Below are 21244 nucleotides of genomic sequence, written 5' to 3' on the forward strand. Positions count from 1 at the left end.
GACTTCCTTTTCGGGTGGAGGGGTTCAGTGGGTGGCGTCCGCCGGGGCGGGCGCGGAGAGACTCGCGGTGAGGAGCTGGAGCCGCTCGGTGATGTCGTGCAGTTCGGCGATGAGCTCGCGCCGACGGTCGTCGTCGCTCAGCCCGGCAGCTTCGGCGACCGCACCGTGGATCGGGGCGACCTCGGTGCGAAGTGCCTGGCCGCGTTCGGTGAGCTGTACGGTCACGACCCGTTCGTCGGCCTCGCCTCGGACTCGGGTGACGAGTCCCGCCTGTTCCAGACGACGCACGAGGGGCGAGAGCGTGCCGGAGTCGAGTCGCATCACCGCCCCGAGCGAGCTGATGGTCTGCTCTCCTTCGAGCCACAGTGCGGCCAGCACGAGATACTGCGGATAGGTCAGCCCCCAGGGGGCGAGGAGTGTGCGGTACGCCTGCGTGGTCGCGCGTGATGCGGAGTACAGCGAGAAGCACACCATCTCGTCGGTCATGGCCATGCGATGAGTATTGCACGCAAGTAAGTTGTGCACAACTTAAAGCGGGTGGCCCGCCTTGGCGAAGGGCCACCCCTGCAGGGTGAGATGCGGTTCATGGTGAGTCCCGACCGCAGTACGCTCGGCCGGACGACCACACGGAGGCAGGAGGATGCAGTGACCAGACCGTCCTGGCTGTTCAGCACGCTGGCGGGTTACCAGACCAGATGGGTCGTCCGAGACGTGGTCGCCGGACTCTCGGCCGGTGCCGTGGTGATCCCGCAGGCGATGGCGTACGCGACGATCGCGAACCTTCCCGTCCAGGTGGGGCTGTACACGTGCATCGTGCCGATGGTGGTCTACGCCGCCCTCGGAGGCAGCCGGGCGATGAGCGTCTCGACGACCTCGACGATCGCGACGCTCACGGCGACGACCCTCGTCTCCGCCGGGGTCGCAGCCGGCGCGGAGGACGCGATCGGCTCCCTGATGATGCTCACGCTGCTGGTCGGAATCATCCTGCTTCTCGCCCGGGTCGGCCGACTCGGCTCCCTCGTCGAGAACATCAGCGGGGCCACCGTGCTCGGACTCAAGATCGGCGTCGGCGCCACGGTGGCCGTCGGTCAGCTGCCGAAGCTGCTGGGGGAGACCTACAACTTCTCGGGGCACGGGTTCTTCCGATCGTTGGCCGCCGTCGGAGAGGCGTTCGGCAGCGTCAACTGGCCGACGGTCGCGCTGTCGGCAGGCTCGGTGGTGCTGCTGGTGGTGCTGAAGCGCTGGGTGCCGAAGGTCCCGGGGACACTCGTCGTCGTGGTCGGCGGGATCCTCCTGGTCTGGCTCGGCGGGATCGACCGACTCGGAGTGAGTCTCATCGCCGCCGTGCCGAGCGGACTGCCCGTTCCCGGATTGCCCGACCTGGCGCAGGTCACCGCGCTCGTTCCCGGTGCCCTCGCGATCGCCGTCATGGCTTTTCTCGAGTCCGCAGCCGTCGCCCGAAGCCTGCGCACCGCGGACGAACCACAGATCGACAGCAACCAGGAACTCTTCGCCACCGGTGCGGCGAACACCGTCGGCTCGTTCTTCGGCACCATGCCCGCGGCGGGTGGTTTCTCGCAGAGCGCAGTGAACCAGAGCGCCGGGGCGCGATCCCAGCTGGCGACGGTCGTCACGGTCGTGCTCGCCGTCCTGGTCGCCCTGTTCCTCGGGCCTGTCCTCAGCCTCATGCCCGAGGCCACCCTGGCCGCCATGGTCTTCGTCGCGGTCGCGGGGCTCATCAACGTCCCGGAGCTGCTGCGATGGGCTCGGATCAGCCGCGTCGACTTCTGGATCGCGCTGTCGGTCGCGATCATCGGGCTCACCGCGGGATTGTTGTCGGCCGTCGCCGTCGGTGTCGTGGTGACGCTGATCCTCGTGCTGCGCGAAGTGAACGTCCCGAGGATCCGCGTGGTGGGAAGGATCGCCGGCGTGCTCGGCATCCACCTGGAGCGCGGGCTGTACACCGCGAATGCGCTGGTCAACGAGCGCAGGCTTCTCGAGATCGTCGACGGCGAGGAAGAGGAGGTCGCGGCTCTCGTGCTCGGGATGAGGCAGCAGGAGGTCATGACCATCACCGTGCTCGATGCGCTCGAGAACCTCGACCGGGAGCTCGCGCAGCGCGACACGGAGCTTCACCTGGCCGCGCTCCCTGAACCGGCCGCCGCTGTCGCCGGACGCACGCCGTGGTTCACGGCGCTGCGCGCGGCCGGTCGCGTGCACGACACCGTGCGGGAGGGGATGGAGGCGGCCGCCACCGCCCATCGCCCAGCGGCGGCGGGAGGCGGCGTTCACCCTGGTGAACTCGATGATGCACGCTGACGGCTGATCGAGCGGTGCCTAGGCTGAGCCGTGAGGGCGAATGGCGGGAGACCGCCGTCGGCGAACAAGGGGGACGGGCATGCGGAGAGGCATTCGGATCGCGTCGGCGAGGCGGTCGGGGTGGATGACCAGGCCGGCCTGACCTGGCAGTGGGCGAGGTTCGGTCTCGGTATCGCTTTCGCCCTGCCCGCGATGGTCGTCGCTCCCTTCAGCCCGACGCTCGGTCTCGCTCTCGCCGTCGGTGTTCTTCCCGCGGCGGCGTTCCGGCTTCCGCCTCGGCGACGCGGTCGCGCGGTCATCCTCCTCGTCGGAGGTCTCAGTGCGATCGGGCTGCTCGTGGGTTCGCTGCTCGCCACCGTGCCCGCCGTCGCCGTCGTCGCGGTTTTCGGCGCGGCCGTGCTCGCGTGCATCAATGCGGTGCATGGGCGCCTGGCGCAGCTCGTGCTGATCCTCGTCCTGCCGATGATCGGCATCGGTCTGAGCTTCCCCTGGTCATCGGCAGCCGTCGGGCTCGCGGGAAGTATGGTGGCGGGATCGCTGTACGCGTGGCTCGTCTCCCTGCTCTGGCCGGAGCGAGATGGCCCGCCGCCGCCCGCAGCTCCTGTGCCGCGAGGTCGGGCGATGCTGGTCTACGGGCTCCTTCTCGGTGCCGCGGCTGCGATCGCCGCCGCTGTGGGCTTCCTCCTCGATCTGCAGCACGTCGGCTGGGCGACGGCAGCGGTGCTGCTGGTGATGCGTCCTGTGCGCGGGCAGCTCATATCGCGCAGCATCGGCCGGGCGATCTCGGTGCTCGTCGGCGCTTTCGCCGCCGCCGCTTTCGCAGTCTTCGCGCCGGGAGATCTCGTCATCGGCCTCGTCGCCGGCGTCGTCGTCGGTGCCCTGTGTGCGACCCAGGGGAGCCGCTGGTATGTGGCCCCGGGCTTCACGACGTTCATCGCCCTGACCTTCATCCTGGTGAACTCCACGGAGCAGCCCGGAGCACGCTTCCTCGAGCGGGCACTGGAGACACTTCTCGGCGTCGGGCTGGCGCTCTTCTTCGGGGCAGCCGTGCCGTCTCTCCTCTCGTTGCTCGCTCTTCGACGGAGGTCGCCCTCGGTCTAGACCTTCGTCCTCTCGGAAGCGCTTGAGCCCTTATCTGCGCGGTGTCATACTGCGGATATCTACTGGCCTGGCGTCGAACGATGGACCGGGGGGTTCCCATGACGGAGAGCATCGGCGACGACGATGCACCGAGGACGTTCGTCCCCGAGGCGGGCGAGGATGACGTCGCGCGTCCACGACTGCTCGACCGGCTCACGGCCGCGATGGACGAGCCCTGGACCTTGACGCTCGTCACCGCCCCGGCCGGAGCCGGCAAGACCAGGCTCCTCGCCCGCTGGGCCCGGATGATCGACGCGGAACCGGACACCGCGGTGGTGTGGGTCTCGTTCCAGCGCGGTGACGTCGATCTCTCGCTTCTCCGATCGGCGCTCGAACGGATCGACGATGCGCGGTTCCAGGAGAGCCTGGCGAAGGTTCCCCGAGCGGTATCGAGCGACACGGGTCGGTCCCTCGCGCGCGTGCTGCGGGCGACCCCCCGCCGCATCGTGCTCGTCTTCGACGACGTCCACCTGATCGGCACACCGGACCTGGCCGACATGCTGTCGGCGTTCGTCCAGGCTGTCCCCGGCAACGCACACGTCGTCCTCTCCGGGCGCGGCACGCGGCTGATCCGCGTGGCGCGGCGTCGTATCGCCGGAATCGCTCTCGAGCTCGACAACGCCGATTTGGCGTTCACCCCCGCCGAGGTGCGGTCCTTCTTCCGCGCCAACGGGATCGCGGTTTCGCAGGGGGAGATCACGAAGATTCTGCAGCGGACCGAGGGCTGGGCCGCGGGACTTCGCCTCATGGCGCTCGCTGGAGCGGCGCACGCCGACATCACCGACAGCGCGCTCCGCGGGGATGCGCCGGCGCTGGTCGATTACTTCCTCGAGGAGGTCTTCGCCGACCTGGACGAGGAGCTGCGGGAGTTCCTCCTCATCACCTCCGTCCCGGAGGCGTTCTCGCTCGACCTCGCGTACCGACTCGCCCCCGGTGCTCCCGCCGCCGCGCTCGTCGAGAGACTCGTGCAGCTCAGCGTGCTGATGGGGAGGCGCGGCAGCGACCCCGTCTGGTACCACTATCACCCGCTGCTGCGGGAGTTCCTCGCTGCCCGCCTGCGGGACCGGGGGCGGGCGGTCGTCGATCGCCTCGAGAAGGAAACCGCCGAGTGGTTCGCCGAGCAGCAGGAGCATCTTCCTGCGCTGCGACACGCCACGCAGAGCTCGGATCCGGCGTGCATCTCCGTGGTTCTGCGTCGGTGCGGGATGCAACTGATCCTGACGGGGCACGCCTGCGCCGTGATCGAGGCGATCGGGACGATGCCCGCTCCGCTCCGGTCGGACCCCGCCGTGCAGATGCTGGTCGCTGCCGCGGAGCTCGCCCGCGGCGATGCCTCTGCGGCGGCAGCCGTCCTCGCGACGGTGCGCGACCAGGACGGGTCGGCGGCGACCCGTCAGTGGCTGACGGGTCTCGATCTGCACACCGCCGTGCGACGTGGGGGGATCGAGGAAGCCCTGGACCGGCTCGGACGCGCGTTCGACACGGTCACGGGAGAGAGCCAGCTCGACACCTACGCGTTCCTGCAGGCGGCGATGGGCGAGTTGTATGTCGGTCACCTGGACCGCGCCGAGCGCTATGCGCGCTCCGCTGCCGATCAGGCTCGAGCCGTCGGTGCGATCACGGCGGAGCTCCAGGCCTCCGCCGTCCTGAACACCAGTGCCCTCTTCCGGGGCAGAATGCGCGATGTCCTCGCCTCCGGGGCCCGACTGGATGCCAGATGGCGCGACCTCGGCATGCCAGACGACTCCTTCTACGAAGTGACCCGAGTGTGGCGGTACTGGGTTCCGTACGAGCGCCTGCAGGCGGTCGACGCGGAACAGACCTTCCGTGAAGCGGCCGCGATCATCGACTCGGGTTCGGAGCCGGCGATATCGAGGGGTCTGCAGGGGCTGATGGCGCTGCTGAACGCCGAAGGCGCTCCCGACCCGCGTGCGGCGGCGACCACGCTGCTCGAGACGCTGGTCCCTCGCGACGACATGCCGCTTCCTCCGCACTGGTACGCGATGCTGGGAGCCTTCGCCATGCACGCGTTCGACCGCCTGGGAGAGCCGAACCTGCGGGACCAGTTCGTCGCCGAGACCGAGCGCGCGCTCGGCACGAGTGGTGAGGTCGTGGTCCTCCGCGCGATCGCGGCTCTGCACGACCATCGGCACGCGATCGCGCGCGAGACGCTCGCCCCCGTTCTCGACGGCTCGATGACGTGTGCGCTGCCGGCCTCGATGGTGGACGCCTGGCTGGTCGCCGCTGCGCTCGATGTGCATGCCGGTGACTCCGAGCGGGCACAGGCCTCGCTCTCCCTGGCGCTCTCGCTGGCGGAGTCGGAGGAGCACGTCCGCCGTTTCGCCGCAGCCGATCCTGCCGTGATCCGTCTGCTGGGCGCGCGTGCGACCGCCGGAACCCGGACCCGCTTCGCCGACACCGTCCGTGATCGTCTCATCTCCGCGGGGTTGCTCGTGGACACGGAACTCACGCATCGCGAACGCATCGTGTTGCTGGCGTTGAGCCGCAACGCGACGCTGCGTCAGATCGCGCAGGAGGAGTTCATCTCCCCGAACACCGTCAAGACGCACGTGCGCAACATCTACCGCAAGCTCGGCGTCTCGGACCGGGACAGTGTGACGGCGGCCGCGCACGCCCTCGGGATCGAGTAGCGCACAGAGGAAGCCGGTCACTCAGAGCAACGCCGCGAGCGCCTTCTGCAGCTGGAGGGCGCCGATCACGAGGAGCAGAGCCGCGTTGAGCACGTGTGTGTTGCCGGCGATCCACGTGCGGACGCGGTCGAGCAGTGGCTGCGCGTCCCGTCCCCGCACGACGACGTACACGACGGGGAGAGCAATCGGGAGGGTGCCCACCACGACGAAGGCGGCTGCGACCCAGAGTCCCGCAGCCGGATCCACGTCGGACAGGGTGATGTCGAGCGCGGCGAGGATGGCGCAGGACGCGTCGACCGGGTTCAGGACGAAGAGCCCGATGCCGAGGAGGAGCGTGCGCCCGGGGCGGAAAGACTCCACCGAATGCAGCCAGCCAGGAAGCTGGGGCGACGCGGCCACGACGTCGCGCGGAGTCGAAGCCGCGGCCATCTGCAGGACGTGCACCCGGCCCTTCCGATAGACCCAGACGGCGGAGGCGACGAGGAAGAGACCGACGAGAAGGCGGACGAGTGGCACCCACAGGGGCGGTTCGCCGCGTTGATGCACCTGCAGCACCGGGAACAGCCACAGGAAGAGTGCCATGAGTCCGGCGAGGCCGAGGAACCATCCGAGAAGATACGCGATCCCATTGGCCCTCGCGTTCCGCGACAGCAGCACCGCGACGAGAGCCATGATCGCAAGCGGGCTCAACACCACGCCCAGAGCGACCGGGATGAGATCCAGGATCAGTTCGCCCATCTCCGTGCTCCTCTTCTCCGAGTTCGCCCGCGCCGGTCGGTGACGGGTCTAGAAGCTTCCGATGCCCTTGCCGATCATGGACACCCCGATCACGAGCAGCAGGACGGCCATGATGACGGCGTTCTCGGTGGCGAGCCAGCCGCGCAGGGCGTCGAGCGGGCCGCGGAGGCGATCGGCGGCGATGAGATAGCCGACCACCGGGACCAGGACGGTCGATGCGGCGATGAGGGTGTAGATGACGATCACCAGCACGATGGATCCGCTCGGAAGCGCCGCCGCGCCGATGTCGGTGCCGGCGCCCGCCGCCATGATCAGGTTCTTCGGGTTCACCGCCGACAGCAGGAAGCCGAGCCCGAGGGCGACCGGGAAGGTGATCGTGTCGATGGCCTTCATCCACTTCGGGAGGGCGGCCTCTTCACCGGCCTTCGGCCGCTTGCGCCACTGCCCGAAGGCCAGGACGAACAGGAGCAGACCGAGCACGAGCTGCACCGCACCGCGGATCGGATGGGAGACGTCGGGGTCGTCTGCGGGGAGTATCGAGGACAGCAGGGTGAACACCGTGACCGCGGCCACGATGCCGACGACCCAGCCGAGCAGGAACCCGACGCTGGTCACTCGCGCCTTCGGAGAGAGCAGCATCAGGATCGCGGCGATGATCGGTATGGGACTGATCGCGACGCCGAGTGCGAGCGGAAGCATGTCTCCGATGACGGTACCCATCACTGGTCTTCTTTCGGTAGGGATTCGCGTTCGGCCGATGACGGCACCAGACGCGTGATGGCTGAGCGGTTGGTCGAATAGACGTCCTCCGACGTCAGCAACCCGAGGCTGGTCAGTCGGTGCAGCGTGTTCGGGCGGACCCTGCTGAACGAGAGCGACACCGACCGAGCCGCGAGCCAGTCCTTGAGCGATGCGAACGATTCGGCGCCCGTGACATCGACATCGGTCACGGCCTCCATGTCGACGACGAGGTGCTGGACGGCCCCGTCGCCCGCCGAACGGATGGCGTCCTTCACCGCGGTGGAGAAGACTGCTCCGTTCGCGAAGAAGAGCGGGGCGGCCAGGCGGATGACGATCACCCCCGGAGCGGTCACGGTTCCGGCAGGAGCGTCCTCGAGCAGGGACTCGCCCGGATCACCGCTGGATTCCAGGACGTCGATCGCGGGATTCGAAGCGCGTCGCGCGATGTTGATGAGCGCGAGCACGAACGCGACGAGGATGCCCGGGATCGAGCCGATGAACAGGGTGACGAGGAAGCAGGTCGCGCCGATCAGGAACTCGAACCGGTCCTTGCGCCACAGATCGATGAAGTCGCGGATCCCGAGGAGCGGGATGATCGCGACCCCGACGATGGCACCGATGGCGGGCGAGGGGATGTCCGCCAACAGAGCGGTGCCGAAGAGGAGGAGCAGGAGCGTTCCGACGGCGAGGATCAGTGCGGGGAACTGTGTGCGCGATCCCGCCTGGTCCATGGCTGCCGTGCGCGAAGTCGACGATCCGACGGCGAAGCTGCCCTGAGCTCCCGCAGCGACGTTGGCGATGCCGAACGCGAACAGGTCCCGGTTCGCATGGAACGGATAGCCGTGCTTCTCGGAGTAGGAGCGCGAGACCAGGAGCCCCTCAGCGGTGGTGACCAGCGTCAGCGCGATCGCGGACGGAATCAGCGCGAGCCAGAGTGACCAATCGATCATCGGCCAGGTCAGCTCGGGCGGACCCGCGGGGACTTCACCCAGAACGGCGACACCGCGTTGATCGAGACCCGTGAGGACGACCACGAGCGTCGTCGCCACGAGGACGATCAGCGCCCAGGGGATGGCGCGCAGGTACCGGCGTCCCAGCAGCAGGACCGCCACCGAGCACACCGAGATCAGCACGGCCCAGAGATTGATGGTGGCGAGACCTCCGATGAGGTCGGCGACCTTACCCGTGAACTCCTTGCCGGAGTCGATCTTGACGCCAAGCATCTTCGCGACCTGACTGACCATGATGTCCAGTGCGAGGCCGCCGACGAATCCGACCAGGATCGGCTTCGAGAGGAAGTTCGCCAGGAATCCGAGCTTGAACACGGCGAGGAGCACGAACATGCCGCCGCAGATGATCGCCTGTGCGAGGGCGAGCGTCGCGTAATCGGCGCTGCCCGCCGCGGCAAGGCCACCGATCGACGAGGCGACGAGTGCGGCAGCTGCCGCATCAGGGGAGGCGACCAGCTGACGGGAGGAGACGACGAGGGCGTATACGATCGTCGGCACGATCAACGCGTACAGTCCCGCGGTCGGGGGGAGCCCGGCGATCTGCGCATATCCGATGTTCAAGGGGATGGCGATGGCGAGCAGCGTGACGCCGGCTGTCAGCTCCGTGAGGAAGTTGCGCCTCGTCAGCCCCGCGAGTGGACGTTGCACGTCGACTCCCTTCGGGAGCGCTCCGGACGAGCGCGTTCGCGTTCACGATCCCATCGTGGGGGTCGCGGCGACCATGCCCGGGTCGCAACCTCCTCCGGGTGATTTACCGAGACCATGGGTGCCCTTTCATCCGTTGCCACGCGCCCGGCGACGCCGATTCCGACCGCGCGCGACGGGACGCTGTTCCGGTTCGGGCTCCGGCGGCAGGGCCGTGTGGTCGCCGGAGAGCCAGCGCACCCACGTCGACTCAGGATCGCCTTCGAGGACCAGTGTGCGCACGAGCAGGGTGAGGGGGATGGAGAGGATCGCGCCGAGCGGTCCGATGATGAAGGTCCAGAAGATCACGGAGAAGAAGCTCAGCGTGAGGCTGAGGTCGACCGCATCGCTGACGAACTTCGGCTGCACGAGCACTTGGAGGACCACGTTGACGATGCTGTAGACCGCGATGACGCCGAGAAGCAGCGGCCAGCCCCCGACCACGAAGGCGAGGATCGCCGGGGGGATGAGCCCGACCACGAAGCCGACGTTGGGGATGAAGTTCGTGACGAACGCGAGGATCGCCCACACCACTGGCGCCGGGATGCCCATCCACCACAGGGCCAGCCCGTCGATGACAGCCACGATCGCGCCGAAGGTGGCATTGACGATGTAGTAGCGCCGGACGCCGGAGTTCAGGCGGGAGATCCGCGCGAGGGCGGCACCCTTCGTCGCGCCGAACAGAGCGGGCGCTCGACCGTAACGGGCTGCATCGATCGCCATGAAGATGATGTAGGCGCAGACGAAGAACAGCGCCGTCGCGACGCTGAGGACGGTGCCGCCGATGCTTCGTGCGACGCCGAGCAGCGTCTCGGGATCGAGGACCGAGGCTGCCGCGTCCGAGGCCTCCTCGTCGAGGCCGAGTGACTGCAGCCACCCCACCACCTCTGCGGCGGTGTTCTCGAGACCGCCCTGCGACACCAGGTCGCCGATGAGTCGCGCGAACTGCGTGCCGGCGAGCCAGAGCAGAGCGCCCATCGACAGCAGTATCAGGTAGGCGACGACGATGACCGCGGTCGTGCTCGCCCACTGCGGCCAACCGCGCCGATCGAGCGGGCGGCGAAGCGGCTCGCAGATGACGACGATCACGATGGCGAGTGCGATCGGCCCGAACAGATCACGCGCGAAGTACACGCCGGCCAGCGTCACCGCGCTCGCCGCGAGCAGAAGAAGCACGCGCAGACTGGGGGAGAGCATGCGATCGGTGGCGCGCTCGGGCGCAGGCGAGGGGTTCACGCGGCCAGCGTAGCCCGCGGTCGGACGGGAGCCCGGTCGCCTCGCGGACGGCGGACCGGCGGCCCGGGAGATCAGAACGGCTCCGGGGGCACGAGGGGCGGGGGCCCCTGCTGCGGCGTGACCACGGCTTGCAGCCCCGACGCCTCGAGAGCCTCCGCGACGCCGCGCACGGTGTCGGAGATCACGGCACTGCCGTGCAGTGGGTGGTGCCAGATCTGGAGGGTGAGCGTCCAGCGAGTGGGCGAGATCGCGGCGACGCGCACGGTCGGGTGCTCGCGGGCGTGCACGCCGTCGACACCGCTCGCCGCATCCGTGATGGTCGTGACCGCGTCGTCCAGGTCGAGCCCCGTTGACCGCGCGATGCGGATGTCGACGTCGCTTCGGCGAGCGCCGTGACGCGAGTCGTTCACCAGGACCCCGGTGAGCAGCGCGGCGTTCGGCACGTGCACCGTGCGGCCGTCGACCGTCGTGAGGATGACCGAGCGACCGTTGAGCTCCTGCACGGTGCCCCGGATCACCCCGTCGGGGCCGTCGATGCCGATCTCCTCGCCGATCTTCACCGACTGACGGGACTGGATCAGGACCCCGGCAGCGAAGTTGTCCGCGACACCGCGCAGCACCAGGACCAGGACGATCGCGGCGATGACCGTCATCGCGAGCAGAGGCTGCACGTTCGCCCCGAGGAACGCCAGCCCGACCCCGATCCCGACCAGGAGCAGCGCGTACTGCGTGAAGCGCGCAGCCAGCTGCGAGACGGAGTCGGAGATTCCCGGGGTCCGCGCCGCCAACTTCAGCACGCCCTTGCGAGCGAGCCGCGAGAGCAGCCAGCCGATCAGCACCGACAGCAGCGCGAGCACGATCTGCCACCCCGACAGGCCCTCCGGGAACAGGTCGCCCAGCGTCACGATCGCCGTCCGCTCGACGTCTGCCCCACGCTCCTCGACCTCATCCGACAAGCATGCGCGACGCGTCTCCCCGGTGCCCACGACACTCATCCTCAACGGGTGAGCACGGCGCGACACACGTGCGGCGGGGCCGGACGGCCTGCTCGGGGAGTCCATCGGCCGCGCTTCACGGCGCCGCATCGCCCCGAAGGGATGAGCCGCTCTCGCCGGTGGTGCAGCGGAGAAGGAGACTGAGCTCATGTCGTCGACGCCAGCAGGGCACGATCTCCTCACGGAAGCCCGCTCCCGCGGGGCCACACGAGAGCGCGCTCGGGAAGCCATCGGGCTCCAGATCTCGATCTTCGCGTTCGTCCTCGCCGCCCTCGTCGCACTGCCCGTGTTCCGGCTGCAGTCCGCGCCGATCGCGGGTCCCGACTCGCTCGGACAGTTCGCGGCGCTGATGTCGGCGGTGACGGCGATCGTCGTCTTCGTGCTCGGGCGTGTCATCGCGGCCGACCCGGCGCGGCGCGACCGACTCGGGGTGCTCGACATCGTCGACATCGCCGCGTTCGCCTTCGCGCACGCCATGATCGCGCTACTCGGGTGGACCCTGGCGGCGACGATCGTCGAGGCGGGACTCATCGGCGCTGTGGTGTTCCCGGTACCTGTGCTGATGCTGGCCGGTGCCGCGGCCGCATTGACCGCATACGTGACCTACTACTCCGCCACGCACCTCGACCTGCAGCTGCTGGCCACGGTTCTCGCCGTGTTCCTCGTGCTGGGAGTGCTCGCGAGCATGCTCACGGCGAGCGACCCGCAGTGGTGGAAGGAGAACCTGAGCGCTCTCGGCATGACGGACGACCTCTCCGCCCGGGCCTTCAACCTCACCCTGATCGTCGCCGGGATCCTGGTGACGACGCTGGCCCGCTACGCGACGAAGGGGATTCCGACGCCTCATCCGCGCGGGGCCGCCTCGGTGCGCACGTGCCTCGTGATCGTCGGCATCTTCCTCGGTCTGGTGGGGGTGTTCCCCGTGGATGAGCACTTCGCCCTGCACACCGGGGTGGCTTCGGGGATGGTGGTCGCCTACGCGGTGCTGATCATCGCCGTCCGGTGGTGGGTGCCGGGCGTCTCGCGCACGTTCCTGCTCGTCGGCTACGTCTTCACCCTTCTGATCCTGCTGCTCGCGGTGTTCTTCGCCGTCGGCTACTACACCCTGACCGCGGTCGAGCTGGTGGCGGGGACGGTCGTCTTCACGTGGATCATCCTGTTCATCCGCACCGCCGACGCACTCAAACGCGACGCCGGGAGAGGTCTCGCGGACTGAAAGATCACCCGGAGGATGCCCTTGAGGGCGGAGCGTCGACGCCACTAGCTTTGGTGCCATGTCGCCCCCCGTACGATCGACGATGCCGGGCCCCATGGTGCGCTTCCGCCCACCCGGACCCCAACCGGGTGCCATCCGCCGGGAAAGGGTGAGCACCGCGATCGCCGATGCAGCGGCGATCGACCCGCTGACGGTCGTCAGCGCGCCGAGTGGCTTCGGCAAGACGACCGCGGTCGCAGACTGGGCTTCCGGGCTCGAGCAGGTCGCCTGGCTCAGCCTCAGTTCCTTCGACTCCGACCCTTCGCGTCTGACGTACGGCGTCGTGCATGCTCTGCTCGTCGGCGCCGAGCGTGCGGGGCGTCCACTCGCACTCGCGCGGGACCTCGACGATCCCGAGCATGCCTATCAGGAGATCTGCGGCGCCCTCGAGGCGCTCGACACCCCCATGCACCTGATCGTCGACGACGCGCACCGCGCCGGTGAGAGCTGGCGCACCGGGCTCCTCGGCATGCTCGCGGAGCAGGCACCCGAGAATCTCCGGGTCGTGCTGGTCGGGACGACGCTGCTCGAGGTCACCCTCTCGCGGCATCGACTCACGCATCCTGCTTCCTTCGTCGGTGTGGACACGCTCAGCTTCACGGCCCCGGAGGTCAAGCTCCTGCGCACCGCAGACGGAGCCGGGCTCGCTGCCGAGACGATCTTCGCGGAGTCCAGAGGGTGGCCGATCGCCGTGCGGCTCATGATGATCGGCGGTGCCCGACCCGACGCCCGCGCACAGAGCGCGTCGAGCTTCCTCGGGACCTACGTCCGCGAACACGTGCTCGGGGCGCTGCCGGCCGAGATCGCCGACTTCGTGCTCGACGGCAGCGTCTGCGGCGAGCTGACTCCCGAGCTCGCCGCCGCCGTGACCGAACGTCCGGATGCGGCAGAGCTGCTGGAGACGTGCGTGCGGCTCGGTCTTTTCCTCGATCGTTTCGAGGGTCCGCACGGCGTCGTCTACCGGTGGCACACCTCGTTCGCCAAGCAGTGCGCCGACATCGTCGCGCTCGACACCGCTCGGGCTGCGGCCTGCCATCGCCGCGCCGCCATCGCGCTCGAGGCGACGGACCCCACCGCCTCGATCGCGCACTCGCTTCGTGCGGGAGATGCGGAGATCGCGAGGGAGACGCTGCTGCACCACTGGCTCGGCCTCGTGGTCGGTGCCCGCGCGGCGGAGATCGAGCAGACGGCGATCGACATGTTGCGCCGTACGCCCGACGACGCGCAGGTGCTCCTGGTGCGTGCGTGCGCAAGCGATGTGCTCGGCGACCATCGCGTCGCGCGCGAGCTCTTCCGGCGCGCAGAGGCGATGATCGCGCGCACCGGCGACGGGACGGAGCCCGCGGTCCTGCCGATCGCGCGTCTGTTCATCACCGACGAGCGGTCAGAGGTCGCTGAAGCGAGTGCGAAGGTGCGGCAGATGCTCCTCGACGCGGATTCGACCGAGCTCGGAGACCGCGCGGCACTCAACTATCTCCTCGGGTGGACCGAGATCCGGCACCGCGGTAACCCGATGATCCCGCTCGAGTACTTCTCGGCCGCGGCGAGGGAGGCGCAGAGCTCCGGCGATCGCGAACTCGCGAAGCGGTCCCTGGGGCATCTCGCCTTCGGCCAGACCTGGGCGGGTCGCCTCGTCGATGCGAGGTCATCGCTGGCCGCGGCACATCATGAGGATGACGTGAGTCTTCCCTGGAGCACCTACGCCGGAGGAAGCGCCGCCGCAGCCGCCGGGTACGTCGCGTACTGGTCGGGGGAGTTCGATGAAGCGATGCGGGCTTTCGGGACGGTGATCGCCAACGGGAGTTCCGACCGTTCCTTCACCGGCGTGGCGCGGATGATGATCGCGTACACGGCGGCCGAGACCGGTGATGTCCCGACATGCCGTCGCGCGGCGATCGGCGTGCAGGACATCCCGCTCGAGGTCGTCCACGGTATCTCCTGGCCGGCATTTCGGGAATCGTCCGTCGCGGTTCTCGAGGAGGCGGTCGGTCGACAGGACCGCGCGTTGCGGATCGCCAGGAAGTACCTCCACTGCCCGGACCTGCCGGTCGTGAACGTCACGCTCGCCGGTGTGCTGCGCCGTGCCGGTGACTACCCCGCAGCTCTGGAGATGCTGCGATCGCTGCGGGCGTTCAGCGAGGTGTCGTACGTGAAGACAGCGACCCTGATCACCGCCGCCGTGCTGCGCCGTCACACCGGGCACCACGACGAGGCGCACGAGTTGTGCGAAGCCGCGGTCGCGGTCGCCTCCGGGGAGAACATCCGGCTGCCGTTCGGACCCCGTGAGGCGGCGGTGCGCAAGCTGCTGGGCGAGCACGTGCATTTCGGCACGCAGTTCGAGGACTTCATCGGTCGATGCCTCGCCAACGATGCCGCCGGCTCGCTGGTGGAGACGCTCTCGGAGCGGGAGCGCGATGTGTTCCAGCAGTTGCAGACGGCGCGCACACTGCACGAGATCGCTCGGGAGCTGGCCGTGTCGATCAACACGGTGAAGACCCACCAGCGCGCCATCTACCGGAAGCTCGGGGTGTCCTCCCGCCGAGAGGCCGTGCGGACGACCGTCTGACCCCGCGCCGCGTTCCGCGCCCGCCGACGCGTCAGGGCTGGCGCAGCGCCGATGCGAGAACCGTGTTCGCGATCGAGGCGGGGATGGGTTGGGTCGCGAGGATCCGATCACCCCGACGGTCGACATCGTGGGAGAAGCGTTCACTCCAGGTCGGCTCGACGAGGATGAGTGCTGCGAGGGAGCCGATGGGGAGCCCGGATGCGAAGTGCCGGGCGTCGTCTTCGCAGACGAGACCAGGGGTGTCCAGACCGAGACCGGCGAGGGTGAACTCATCGGCGTCGATCTCGATGAGGTGCCAGTCCTCCGCGCCGAGCCGGCGGATGAGAAGGAAGTCCAGAAGGCGGATGGCGCCGCTCTCCACCTGTCGGAGCAGGGCTTCGAGGATGTCGGGGCTGAGGCGGTCGTCCTCCAGGCGCACGACGACGAATTCGACGTCGCCGAGCGCCTGCAGGGACATATCGACCACCTCAGCCACGATGTCAGCTCAGTGCGCGCGTCTTGATGGCGGCGAACTCGTCGGGAGTGATCGTTCCCGCCGCGAGGAGCTTCGACGCCTTGTCGATCTCATCGCTGGGACTGGATCCGGCGACGCTGCGGATGTAGGAGTCGGCAGCGTGCTGCTGCTCCCGGTACGCCGAGACGCTGCGTTCGCCCATTCCCTTGCCGCGTGCGATGAGGTAGACGAGCGCCGTGAGGAAGGGCACGAAGATGAGGAAGATGATCCACACGGCCTTCCACCACCCGTTGAGGGCGTGATCCCGGAACAGGTCGGCCACGATGTTGAAGAGCACCATCAGGTAGGAGATGAACACGAAGACCCAGAAGAACCACCAGATGATGTCCCAGAAGCTTTCCCAAATGGACACTTCGGACCCCTTTCGTTGAGTTACTGCGTACGGCGATAGTGACAGCGCCTCCACGGGCGCGGGAAAGCTGCTCACCCCTAGCGGGCGACCCCCGTGCCCGGCAGGTCGAGCCGCCGGACGGCGAAGTTCTCATCCGATCGGGGTGAGGGCGGCGATCACCCCGATCGCGGCAGTGCGAACATGGCCGCAGAGTCCCGGTACGTCGTCGCCGGGAGAAGGGATACTCCATGAATGACTTCCGATTCGGCCCCGCCGAGTTCTACCTCGTCGGGTTCGAGGGCGATCGTCCAGACCCGGCGACGTTCCGCGCGCTGACCGACCTCGTCGACAGCGGGGTCGTGCGATTGCTCGACTTCGTCCTGCTGTCGAAGTCGGCGGCAGGGGAAGTGGAGATCGTCGAGCTCGACACGGATGACGACTCCCTCGGACTCGACGACTTCGAGCCGATCGCCGCCGGGCTGGCCGGCGAAGAGGACGTGGAGGCCCTCGCGAGCGCTCTCGCCCCCGGTCAGTCCGCTGCCGTCGTCGTCCTGGAACTCGCTTTCGCCCGCACCCTCGCGCAGAACCTCGCCGCCGCCGGCGGTCAGGTGCTCCGTAGCGAGCGCGTGCCGGCACCCGTCGTGAACGCCATGATGGACATCCTCGATCAGGAAGGTGAATGACATGCCCTTGAGAAGATTCGGTCGCCCGGGACTGATCGGACTGGCCGCCAGGACCGCGGTGGTAGCGGGAACGGCGTCGGCGGTCGGCGGTGCGATGTCGCGGCATCAGCAGGAGCGTGCGCAGGGGCAGTACGAGCAGCAGCAGTACGAAGCCGCTCAGCAGCAGGCGCAGGTCGACGCCGCCGCGCAGAACGCGGCAGCCCAGTATGCGGCTCCGCCGGTACAGGCGGGTGCGCCGGCCGGGACGGATGATCTGATCGCGAAGCTGCAGCAGCTGGCGTCGCTGAAGGACGCCGGCGTGCTGTCCGAGACGGAGTTCGCTGCGGCAAAGCAGAAGCTCCTGAGTTGAGAGGTCTGGCCGTCGTCGGCACACGCGAGCGACGCGACCGCACGAGGAGGAGAGCGAATGAGTGAACTGGATGATCTGCGAGCCCGGGTGCTCCTCCTCGAACAGGAGAACCAGACACTCAAGAGCGAGACTCGAGAGAAGCCTCGTCGCCGACCGGTGGGCAGGAGCATCGTCGCCGGAATCGTGCTCGCCGTGGCGGTGCTGCTCGCGCCGATCGCGGCGATGGGAACGTGGGCGCGCCTGCAGCTGGTCGACGCCGATCGGTTCGTGGCGACGTTCGCGCCCCTGGCCGAGGATCCGGACGTGCAGGACTTCGTCGCCGCTCAGGCCAGCGCCGCCATCCAGGAGCAGGTCGACCTCACGGCTGTGGTCGGCGAGGTGTTCGACGGACTACGCGAGCTCGATCTGCCGCCGCGCGCGGCATCGGCGCTGACCCTCCTGGAGGCGCCGGCGGCGAGCGGACTGACATCCCTCGTCGACGGGGTGATCCACGACGTCGTCGCCTCGGACCAGTTCGCCGATATCTGGGCGCAGTCGCTGCGCTTCACCCACGAGCGCGCTGTCGCGATCATGCAGAACAGCCCGGACACCGCGCTGCAGCTGGCGGACGACGGGGTGCTCTCGATCGACCTCGGCCTCGTCGTCGAGCGGGTCAAGTCGGTGCTGGCCGAGCGCGGTGTCGGCTTCGCCGATCTGATCCCGGAGATCGACCGATCGATCCCGATCGCCCAGGCGGACGCTCTGGTGCTCGTGCGGACCGTCTACCAGATCGCCGTCGCCGCAGGGTTCTGGCTGCCCTGGGTCGTGCTCGGCCTCGTGGTCGCCGGCATCCTGATCGCCCGGAACCGCCCGCGCGCGCTCTTCTGGACCAGTGCCGCGTTCGCGGTCGCCTTCCTCCTGCTCTCCGCAGGCATGGGCATCGGGCGGACGTTCTTCATCGGGGCCGTGAGCCCGTCGATCATGACGTCGGCCGCCGCACAAGCCCTGTTCGACGAGGTCACCTCGCTGCTCAGCTCGACGATCGTCGCGCTGGCGATGGTCGGCGTGCTCATCGCGGTGTGGGCGTGGCTCGCCGGTTCGAGCCGCAGCGCCGGGGCCACTCGTGGTGTCCTCGAGAGCGGCTTCTCCGCGGTGCGCGGGACCTGGGAGCGACGGGGACTGTCCACCGGACGATTCGGTCTCGCGGTGGATAGGTTCCACGGACCCATCGTCATCGTCGGCATGGCTCTCGCACTGCTCATCCTGATCGTGACGCGACCCGTCTCGTTCGGGACGGTGGTCGGCGTGACGATCGGACTGATCGTCTTCATGATCCTGATCGAGCTGCTGCGGCGCCCGACCGCGGAGGCGGATCCCCTGGATGCCCCGGGGACGCCCGAGACGGATGGCATGGGGATCGAGACCGCCGACCCGGAATCTCCGGTGGTCACCGCCGCTTCGTGAGCCGCCACGCAGGAGGATGCCCGGAGAGCCGCGCTCCCCGGGCATCCTCTTGCGTCGTTCAGGCGCCGTCGACCTCGGAAGCGGCCTGGGGGAACACGGTCGCCCAGTCGTCCTTGACGCTCACGACGGTGTACCCGGCGTCATCGGCGGCAGCGAGCGCCTTCTCCGCGCCCGCGTCGTAGGGTGCGTCGCCGCGGTCGGGGTCGTCGTGGTGGATCAGGATCGCGAATCCGGGGCGGGGTCCCTTGCGGGCGAAGTCGAGCATGGCCGTGTCGCCGTTCGAGTTGCCGCCGGCGAACAGCGGCCGTCGGCCGATGCGGCTCCAGATGCGCACCGGCTTCTCGGGTCCGTCGTCGAAGAATGCGAGGGATGACGAGTACTTCACGGTCGCGTCGGCGTCGTCCCAGGTGAGACCGAAGGCCGAGCCCACGACGCGCTCCGGCGGGATGCCGTAGTTGGCCTGCGTCATCGGTCGCATGAAGTCGCGCTCGCCGCCCGACACGATGTAGCAGGTGAAGCCGTGGCTCTCCAGGTACCGAAGCAACTCGACCATCGGCTGGTAGACGGCGTCGGCGTACGGCCGCTTCAGGGCCGGATGCTGCGCCGTGCGATAGAACTCCCCGACAGAGAGCGCGTAGTCCTCCACGCTCATTCCATCGGTGAGGCCGACGAGCGCCTGGATGATGGTCTTCAGGTCGGAGTCGTCACCGCTGTAGTGCTTGTCGATCGCCGTGCTCAGCCAGCCGAAGTCGCCGCTCACCGCGGCGAGGTACGGTTGCCGCTCCGCGAGCTCCGGCGCACGTTCCGCAGCCGCGCGCCATTGCTCGACCACGTAGTGCAGTTGCGTGGGCATCGGCTTCTCGGACCACAGTGTGCCGTCGTTGTCGAACACGGCGATGCGCTCCTCGACCGGCACCGCATCCGGGCCCTCCGCGACGGAGGCGACGAAGGCCTCGATGTCTCTGCGCGTGCGGGTGTCGCGCCAAGAGGGGAGAGAGCTGTGATCGGTCATGTCGGGTCCTCGCGTCTCGATGAGTGGGCGGCAATCGCCTCCAGGGTCGCACCCGCGGTGTCGTCGCACAGTCATCGGTCACCCGGTGGGGGCGATGCCGTCGACCGTAGGGCCGCGATGTGTACGTCCAGCCGGGTCACCGTCGGTCGAGGATCCGTACTGAATCACCGCGAGGCCGAAATCGCAAGGGGGTCATGTGCGGGGATGGCTCCACCTAGTGTGAAAGCGCCGCCACGGACCCGGCGGCGAAGCATCCGGACGAGTCGAGGGAGTGACCATGAAGACACTCATCACCCAGGTCGGAAGCTATCTGACCGGCGACGCGACGGCCGATGCGGTGGTGCAGTACTGGCTGGCGTTGACGGAGGAGCGACGTACCGACGTCGTCGACATCCCCATCGTCGGGTCGGGCGGCGAGCGTTCGTACGTCCGTCTTGCGCTCGGAACGACGCTTCCCATCGCCGTGGTCGACGCCGGCCTGGCACCGGAGCTCGATGACGACGAAGGCGCAGCGAAACGACTGCTCGCGCGCGCACACGCGCTCACGCCGAAGGCCGGACCGGCGTTCGAGCCGGGCGACGAGCCGGAGTCGCCGGACGGGTACGACTCCGCCCTGATGTGACGAGGTGGGTGACGCGCGGGCGGTTCGGAAGATAGCCGCTTCGTCCGGTGCGCTCAACCCCCTGCTCCTCATCGTCCGGTCGGGTGAGACTGATCGTGGTCGCCGATTCGGCGACGAAGACGCCGAGACGAAGGAGGAGAGATGGAATCGACACCGGATGGCGTTTCGGAAGTCGGAGCGGATGCCGTGCAGCCGCTGCGCGATGCGGATGCCACAGCCGTCGGGGACGGCCGTGACCCGGCTCAGGCCGAGTGGGAGCAGACGACGGCGCTCGATGGAGGGGCGACCGACGATGTGCTCGACCCGGCGACCGCCACGGGCGCCGACCCGGATGAGCTCGCTGCTCCAGACGACGAGGTACCCGCGGATGACCTTCCCCGATCCGCGTTGCAGCCGGAGAGCCAGGGGGACGACCCCCTCCTTGCCGAAATCGGTGAGGACGGCGAGGGCGACCTCGGGACCGGAGACATCTGATGAACGCGCTGCGGATAGTCACGAGGTCGAAGAACGGCCAGTGGGTGAATGAGGTCGAGAGCGCTCCGGAACTCTCGCGCAGCTACAGCAGCCGCGACGAGGCGATCGAGGAGGGTGAGGCGCTCGCCGCGGAGCGCGGCGCGAAGCACGTGGTCGAAGACAGCGAGCCGACGGGAACGATCACCGACGGCGGTGCGCCGGAGGATGATGTGGCTGTCGTGGGGGAGAAGCCTTCCACCGGGGCGGGGACGGACACGACGGACGAGAACGGGTTCCCGCTGGAGAACCCGTCCGGCTGATCCGCGTGAGGGAGTGCGTCAGCCGTCGGCGTCGCCACGTGCACAACGACGAAACCCCGCCTGGATCAGGCGGGGTTTCGTCGTTGTGCAGTTGGTCTGTGTGCCCCCGACAGGAGTCGAACCTGCGACCTACGGTACCGGAAACCGGCGCTCTATCCACTGAGCTACGGAGGCGTACCGAT

General features: G+C 68.7%; 20 protein-coding genes and 1 tRNA gene. 11 read left to right on the forward strand and 10 right to left on the reverse strand.

Going from position 1 to position 21244, the window contains the following annotated elements:
- Positions 1-24: 24 nt before the first annotated feature.
- Positions 25-492 (reverse strand): MarR family winged helix-turn-helix transcriptional regulator, encoded by a 468-nt coding sequence (locus CQ034_RS01625; protein ID WP_181156182.1) that lies wholly within the window; start codon positions 490-492, stop codon positions 25-27.
- Between the two features lie 153 nt (positions 493-645).
- Between CQ034_RS01625 and CQ034_RS01630 the strand changes: the two genes are divergently transcribed.
- From CQ034_RS01630 to CQ034_RS01640, 3 genes are all read left to right on the forward strand, one after another.
- Positions 646-2319, forward strand: a complete 1674-nt coding sequence (locus CQ034_RS01630; RefSeq protein ID WP_258133940.1) for a SulP family inorganic anion transporter — start codon at positions 646-648, stop codon at positions 2317-2319.
- A gap of 120 nt (positions 2320-2439) precedes the next feature.
- Positions 2440-3420, forward strand: a complete 981-nt coding sequence (locus CQ034_RS01635; RefSeq protein ID WP_258133942.1) for an FUSC family protein — start codon at positions 2440-2442, stop codon at positions 3418-3420.
- 98 nt (positions 3421-3518) lie between these two features.
- Complete coding sequence (locus CQ034_RS01640; RefSeq protein ID WP_181156183.1) at positions 3519-6110, forward strand: LuxR C-terminal-related transcriptional regulator; 2592 nt, start codon at positions 3519-3521, stop codon at positions 6108-6110.
- 21 nt (positions 6111-6131) lie between these two features.
- Here CQ034_RS01640 and CQ034_RS01645 read toward each other — a convergent pair whose 3' ends face one another.
- The 5 genes from CQ034_RS01645 to CQ034_RS19505 all read right to left on the reverse strand — a co-directional run bounded on the left by CQ034_RS01645 (position 6132) and on the right by CQ034_RS19505 (position 11505).
- Complete coding sequence (locus CQ034_RS01645) at positions 6132-6848, reverse strand: GAP family protein (protein WP_105709710.1); 717 nt, start codon at positions 6846-6848, stop codon at positions 6132-6134.
- Positions 6849-6896: 48 nt separating this feature from the next.
- Positions 6897-7568, reverse strand: coding sequence for a GAP family protein (locus tag CQ034_RS01650; protein ID WP_105709711.1), 672 nt, complete (start codon positions 7566-7568; stop codon positions 6897-6899).
- Positions 7568-9247 (reverse strand): SulP family inorganic anion transporter, encoded by a 1680-nt coding sequence (locus CQ034_RS01655; RefSeq protein WP_105709712.1) that lies wholly within the window; start codon positions 9245-9247, stop codon positions 7568-7570. Before CQ034_RS01655 ends, CQ034_RS01650 begins: the two co-directional genes overlap by 1 nt.
- 126 nt (positions 9248-9373) lie before the next feature.
- Positions 9374-10519, reverse strand: coding sequence for an AI-2E family transporter (locus CQ034_RS01660; RefSeq protein ID WP_258133946.1), 1146 nt, complete (start codon positions 10517-10519; stop codon positions 9374-9376).
- A 71-nt stretch (positions 10520-10590) separates the two neighbouring features.
- On the reverse strand, positions 10591-11505 hold the full coding sequence (locus CQ034_RS19505; RefSeq protein ID WP_029261895.1) for a mechanosensitive ion channel family protein: 915 nt from the start codon (positions 11503-11505) through the stop codon (positions 10591-10593).
- Between the two features lie 157 nt (positions 11506-11662).
- On the opposite strand from CQ034_RS19505, the gene CQ034_RS01670 reads away from it, so the two are divergent.
- Positions 11663-12730: a DUF998 domain-containing protein gene (locus CQ034_RS01670; protein WP_105709713.1), complete on the forward strand. Its 1068-nt coding sequence runs from the start codon at positions 11663-11665 to the stop codon at positions 12728-12730.
- Between the two features lie 148 nt (positions 12731-12878).
- Positions 12879-15335, forward strand: coding sequence for a LuxR C-terminal-related transcriptional regulator (locus CQ034_RS01675; RefSeq protein ID WP_105709714.1), 2457 nt, complete (start codon positions 12879-12881; stop codon positions 15333-15335).
- Between the two features lie 31 nt (positions 15336-15366).
- Here CQ034_RS01675 and CQ034_RS01680 read toward each other — a convergent pair whose 3' ends face one another.
- Positions 15367-15792: a DUF6325 family protein gene (locus CQ034_RS01680; RefSeq protein ID WP_029261892.1), complete on the reverse strand. Its 426-nt coding sequence runs from the start codon at positions 15790-15792 to the stop codon at positions 15367-15369.
- A 22-nt stretch (positions 15793-15814) separates the two neighbouring features.
- The gene (locus tag CQ034_RS01685; protein ID WP_029261891.1) at positions 15815-16201 is read right to left on the reverse strand and encodes an SHOCT domain-containing protein; all 387 of its coding nucleotides are present in this window, start codon (positions 16199-16201) and stop codon (positions 15815-15817) included.
- Between the two features lie 227 nt (positions 16202-16428).
- Between CQ034_RS01685 and CQ034_RS01690 the strand changes: the two genes are divergently transcribed.
- The 3 genes from CQ034_RS01690 to CQ034_RS01700 are packed head-to-tail and all read left to right on the forward strand — an operon-like array spanning position 16429 to position 18655.
- The gene (locus CQ034_RS01690) at positions 16429-16863 is read left to right on the forward strand and encodes a DUF6325 family protein (protein ID WP_105709715.1); all 435 of its coding nucleotides are present in this window, start codon (positions 16429-16431) and stop codon (positions 16861-16863) included.
- Position 16864: 1 nt separating this feature from the next.
- Positions 16865-17212 (forward strand): SHOCT domain-containing protein, encoded by a 348-nt coding sequence (locus CQ034_RS01695; RefSeq protein ID WP_029261889.1) that lies wholly within the window; start codon positions 16865-16867, stop codon positions 17210-17212.
- Between the two features lie 57 nt (positions 17213-17269).
- A complete protein-coding gene (locus tag CQ034_RS01700; protein ID WP_105709716.1) occupies positions 17270-18655 on the forward strand; it encodes a hypothetical protein in 1386 nt (461 codons plus the stop codon).
- A gap of 58 nt (positions 18656-18713) precedes the next feature.
- Here CQ034_RS01700 and CQ034_RS01705 read toward each other — a convergent pair whose 3' ends face one another.
- Positions 18714-19667, reverse strand: coding sequence for an HAD family phosphatase (locus CQ034_RS01705; RefSeq protein ID WP_105709717.1), 954 nt, complete (start codon positions 19665-19667; stop codon positions 18714-18716).
- A gap of 277 nt (positions 19668-19944) precedes the next feature.
- Between CQ034_RS01705 and CQ034_RS01710 the strand changes: the two genes are divergently transcribed.
- The 3 genes from CQ034_RS01710 (at position 19945) to CQ034_RS01720 (ending at position 21062) form a co-directional block, all read left to right on the forward strand.
- Positions 19945-20289 (forward strand): hypothetical protein, encoded by a 345-nt coding sequence (locus CQ034_RS01710; RefSeq protein ID WP_146114785.1) that lies wholly within the window; start codon positions 19945-19947, stop codon positions 20287-20289.
- 141 nt (positions 20290-20430) lie between these two features.
- Positions 20431-20763 (forward strand): sugar ABC transporter ATPase, encoded by a 333-nt coding sequence (locus CQ034_RS01715; RefSeq protein ID WP_105709719.1) that lies wholly within the window; start codon positions 20431-20433, stop codon positions 20761-20763.
- Positions 20763-21062, forward strand: coding sequence for a DUF2188 domain-containing protein (locus CQ034_RS01720; protein ID WP_081860039.1), 300 nt, complete (start codon positions 20763-20765; stop codon positions 21060-21062). The genes CQ034_RS01715 and CQ034_RS01720 overlap by 1 nt, the downstream gene beginning before the upstream one ends.
- Before the next feature lie 101 nt (positions 21063-21163).
- On the opposite strand, the gene CQ034_RS01725 is transcribed toward CQ034_RS01720, so the two are convergent.
- Positions 21164-21236: transfer RNA gene (locus CQ034_RS01725), tRNA-Arg, on the reverse strand.
- Positions 21237-21244: the final 8 nt, after the last annotated feature.

This window comes from Microbacterium sp. MYb45 (genome assembly GCF_002979655.1).
GTDB lineage: Bacteria > Actinomycetota > Actinomycetes > Actinomycetales > Microbacteriaceae > Microbacterium.

What these genes read in the sequence shown, in the direction of transcription:
- CQ034_RS01720 (WP_081860039.1), top strand. Translation starts at nt 20,763, where the DNA reads ATGAACGCGCTGCGGATAGTCACGAGGTCGAAGAACGGCCAGTGGGTG.
- CQ034_RS01705 (WP_105709717.1), bottom strand. Translation starts at nt 19,667, where the DNA reads ATGACCGATCACAGCTCTCTCCCCTCTTGGCGCGACACCCGCACGCGC.
- CQ034_RS01700 (WP_105709716.1), top strand. Translation starts at nt 17,270, where the DNA reads ATGAGTGAACTGGATGATCTGCGAGCCCGGGTGCTCCTCCTCGAACAG.
- CQ034_RS01680 (WP_029261892.1), bottom strand. Translation starts at nt 15,792, where the DNA reads ATGTCCCTGCAGGCGCTCGGCGACGTCGAATTCGTCGTCGTGCGCCTG.
- CQ034_RS01695 (WP_029261889.1), top strand. Translation starts at nt 16,865, where the DNA reads ATGCCCTTGAGAAGATTCGGTCGCCCGGGACTGATCGGACTGGCCGCC.
- CQ034_RS01710 (WP_146114785.1), top strand. Translation starts at nt 19,945, where the DNA reads ATGAAGACACTCATCACCCAGGTCGGAAGCTATCTGACCGGCGACGCG.
- CQ034_RS01690 (WP_105709715.1), top strand. Translation starts at nt 16,429, where the DNA reads ATGAATGACTTCCGATTCGGCCCCGCCGAGTTCTACCTCGTCGGGTTC.
- CQ034_RS01670 (WP_105709713.1), top strand. Translation starts at nt 11,663, where the DNA reads ATGTCGTCGACGCCAGCAGGGCACGATCTCCTCACGGAAGCCCGCTCC.
- CQ034_RS01645 (WP_105709710.1), bottom strand. Translation starts at nt 6,848, where the DNA reads ATGGGCGAACTGATCCTGGATCTCATCCCGGTCGCTCTGGGCGTGGTG.
- CQ034_RS01640 (WP_181156183.1), top strand. Translation starts at nt 3,519, where the DNA reads ATGACGGAGAGCATCGGCGACGACGATGCACCGAGGACGTTCGTCCCC.
- CQ034_RS01715 (WP_105709719.1), top strand. Translation starts at nt 20,431, where the DNA reads ATGGAATCGACACCGGATGGCGTTTCGGAAGTCGGAGCGGATGCCGTG.
- CQ034_RS01625 (WP_181156182.1), bottom strand. Translation starts at nt 492, where the DNA reads ATGGCCATGACCGACGAGATGGTGTGCTTCTCGCTGTACTCCGCATCA.
- CQ034_RS01650 (WP_105709711.1), bottom strand. Translation starts at nt 7,568, where the DNA reads ATGGGTACCGTCATCGGAGACATGCTTCCGCTCGCACTCGGCGTCGCG.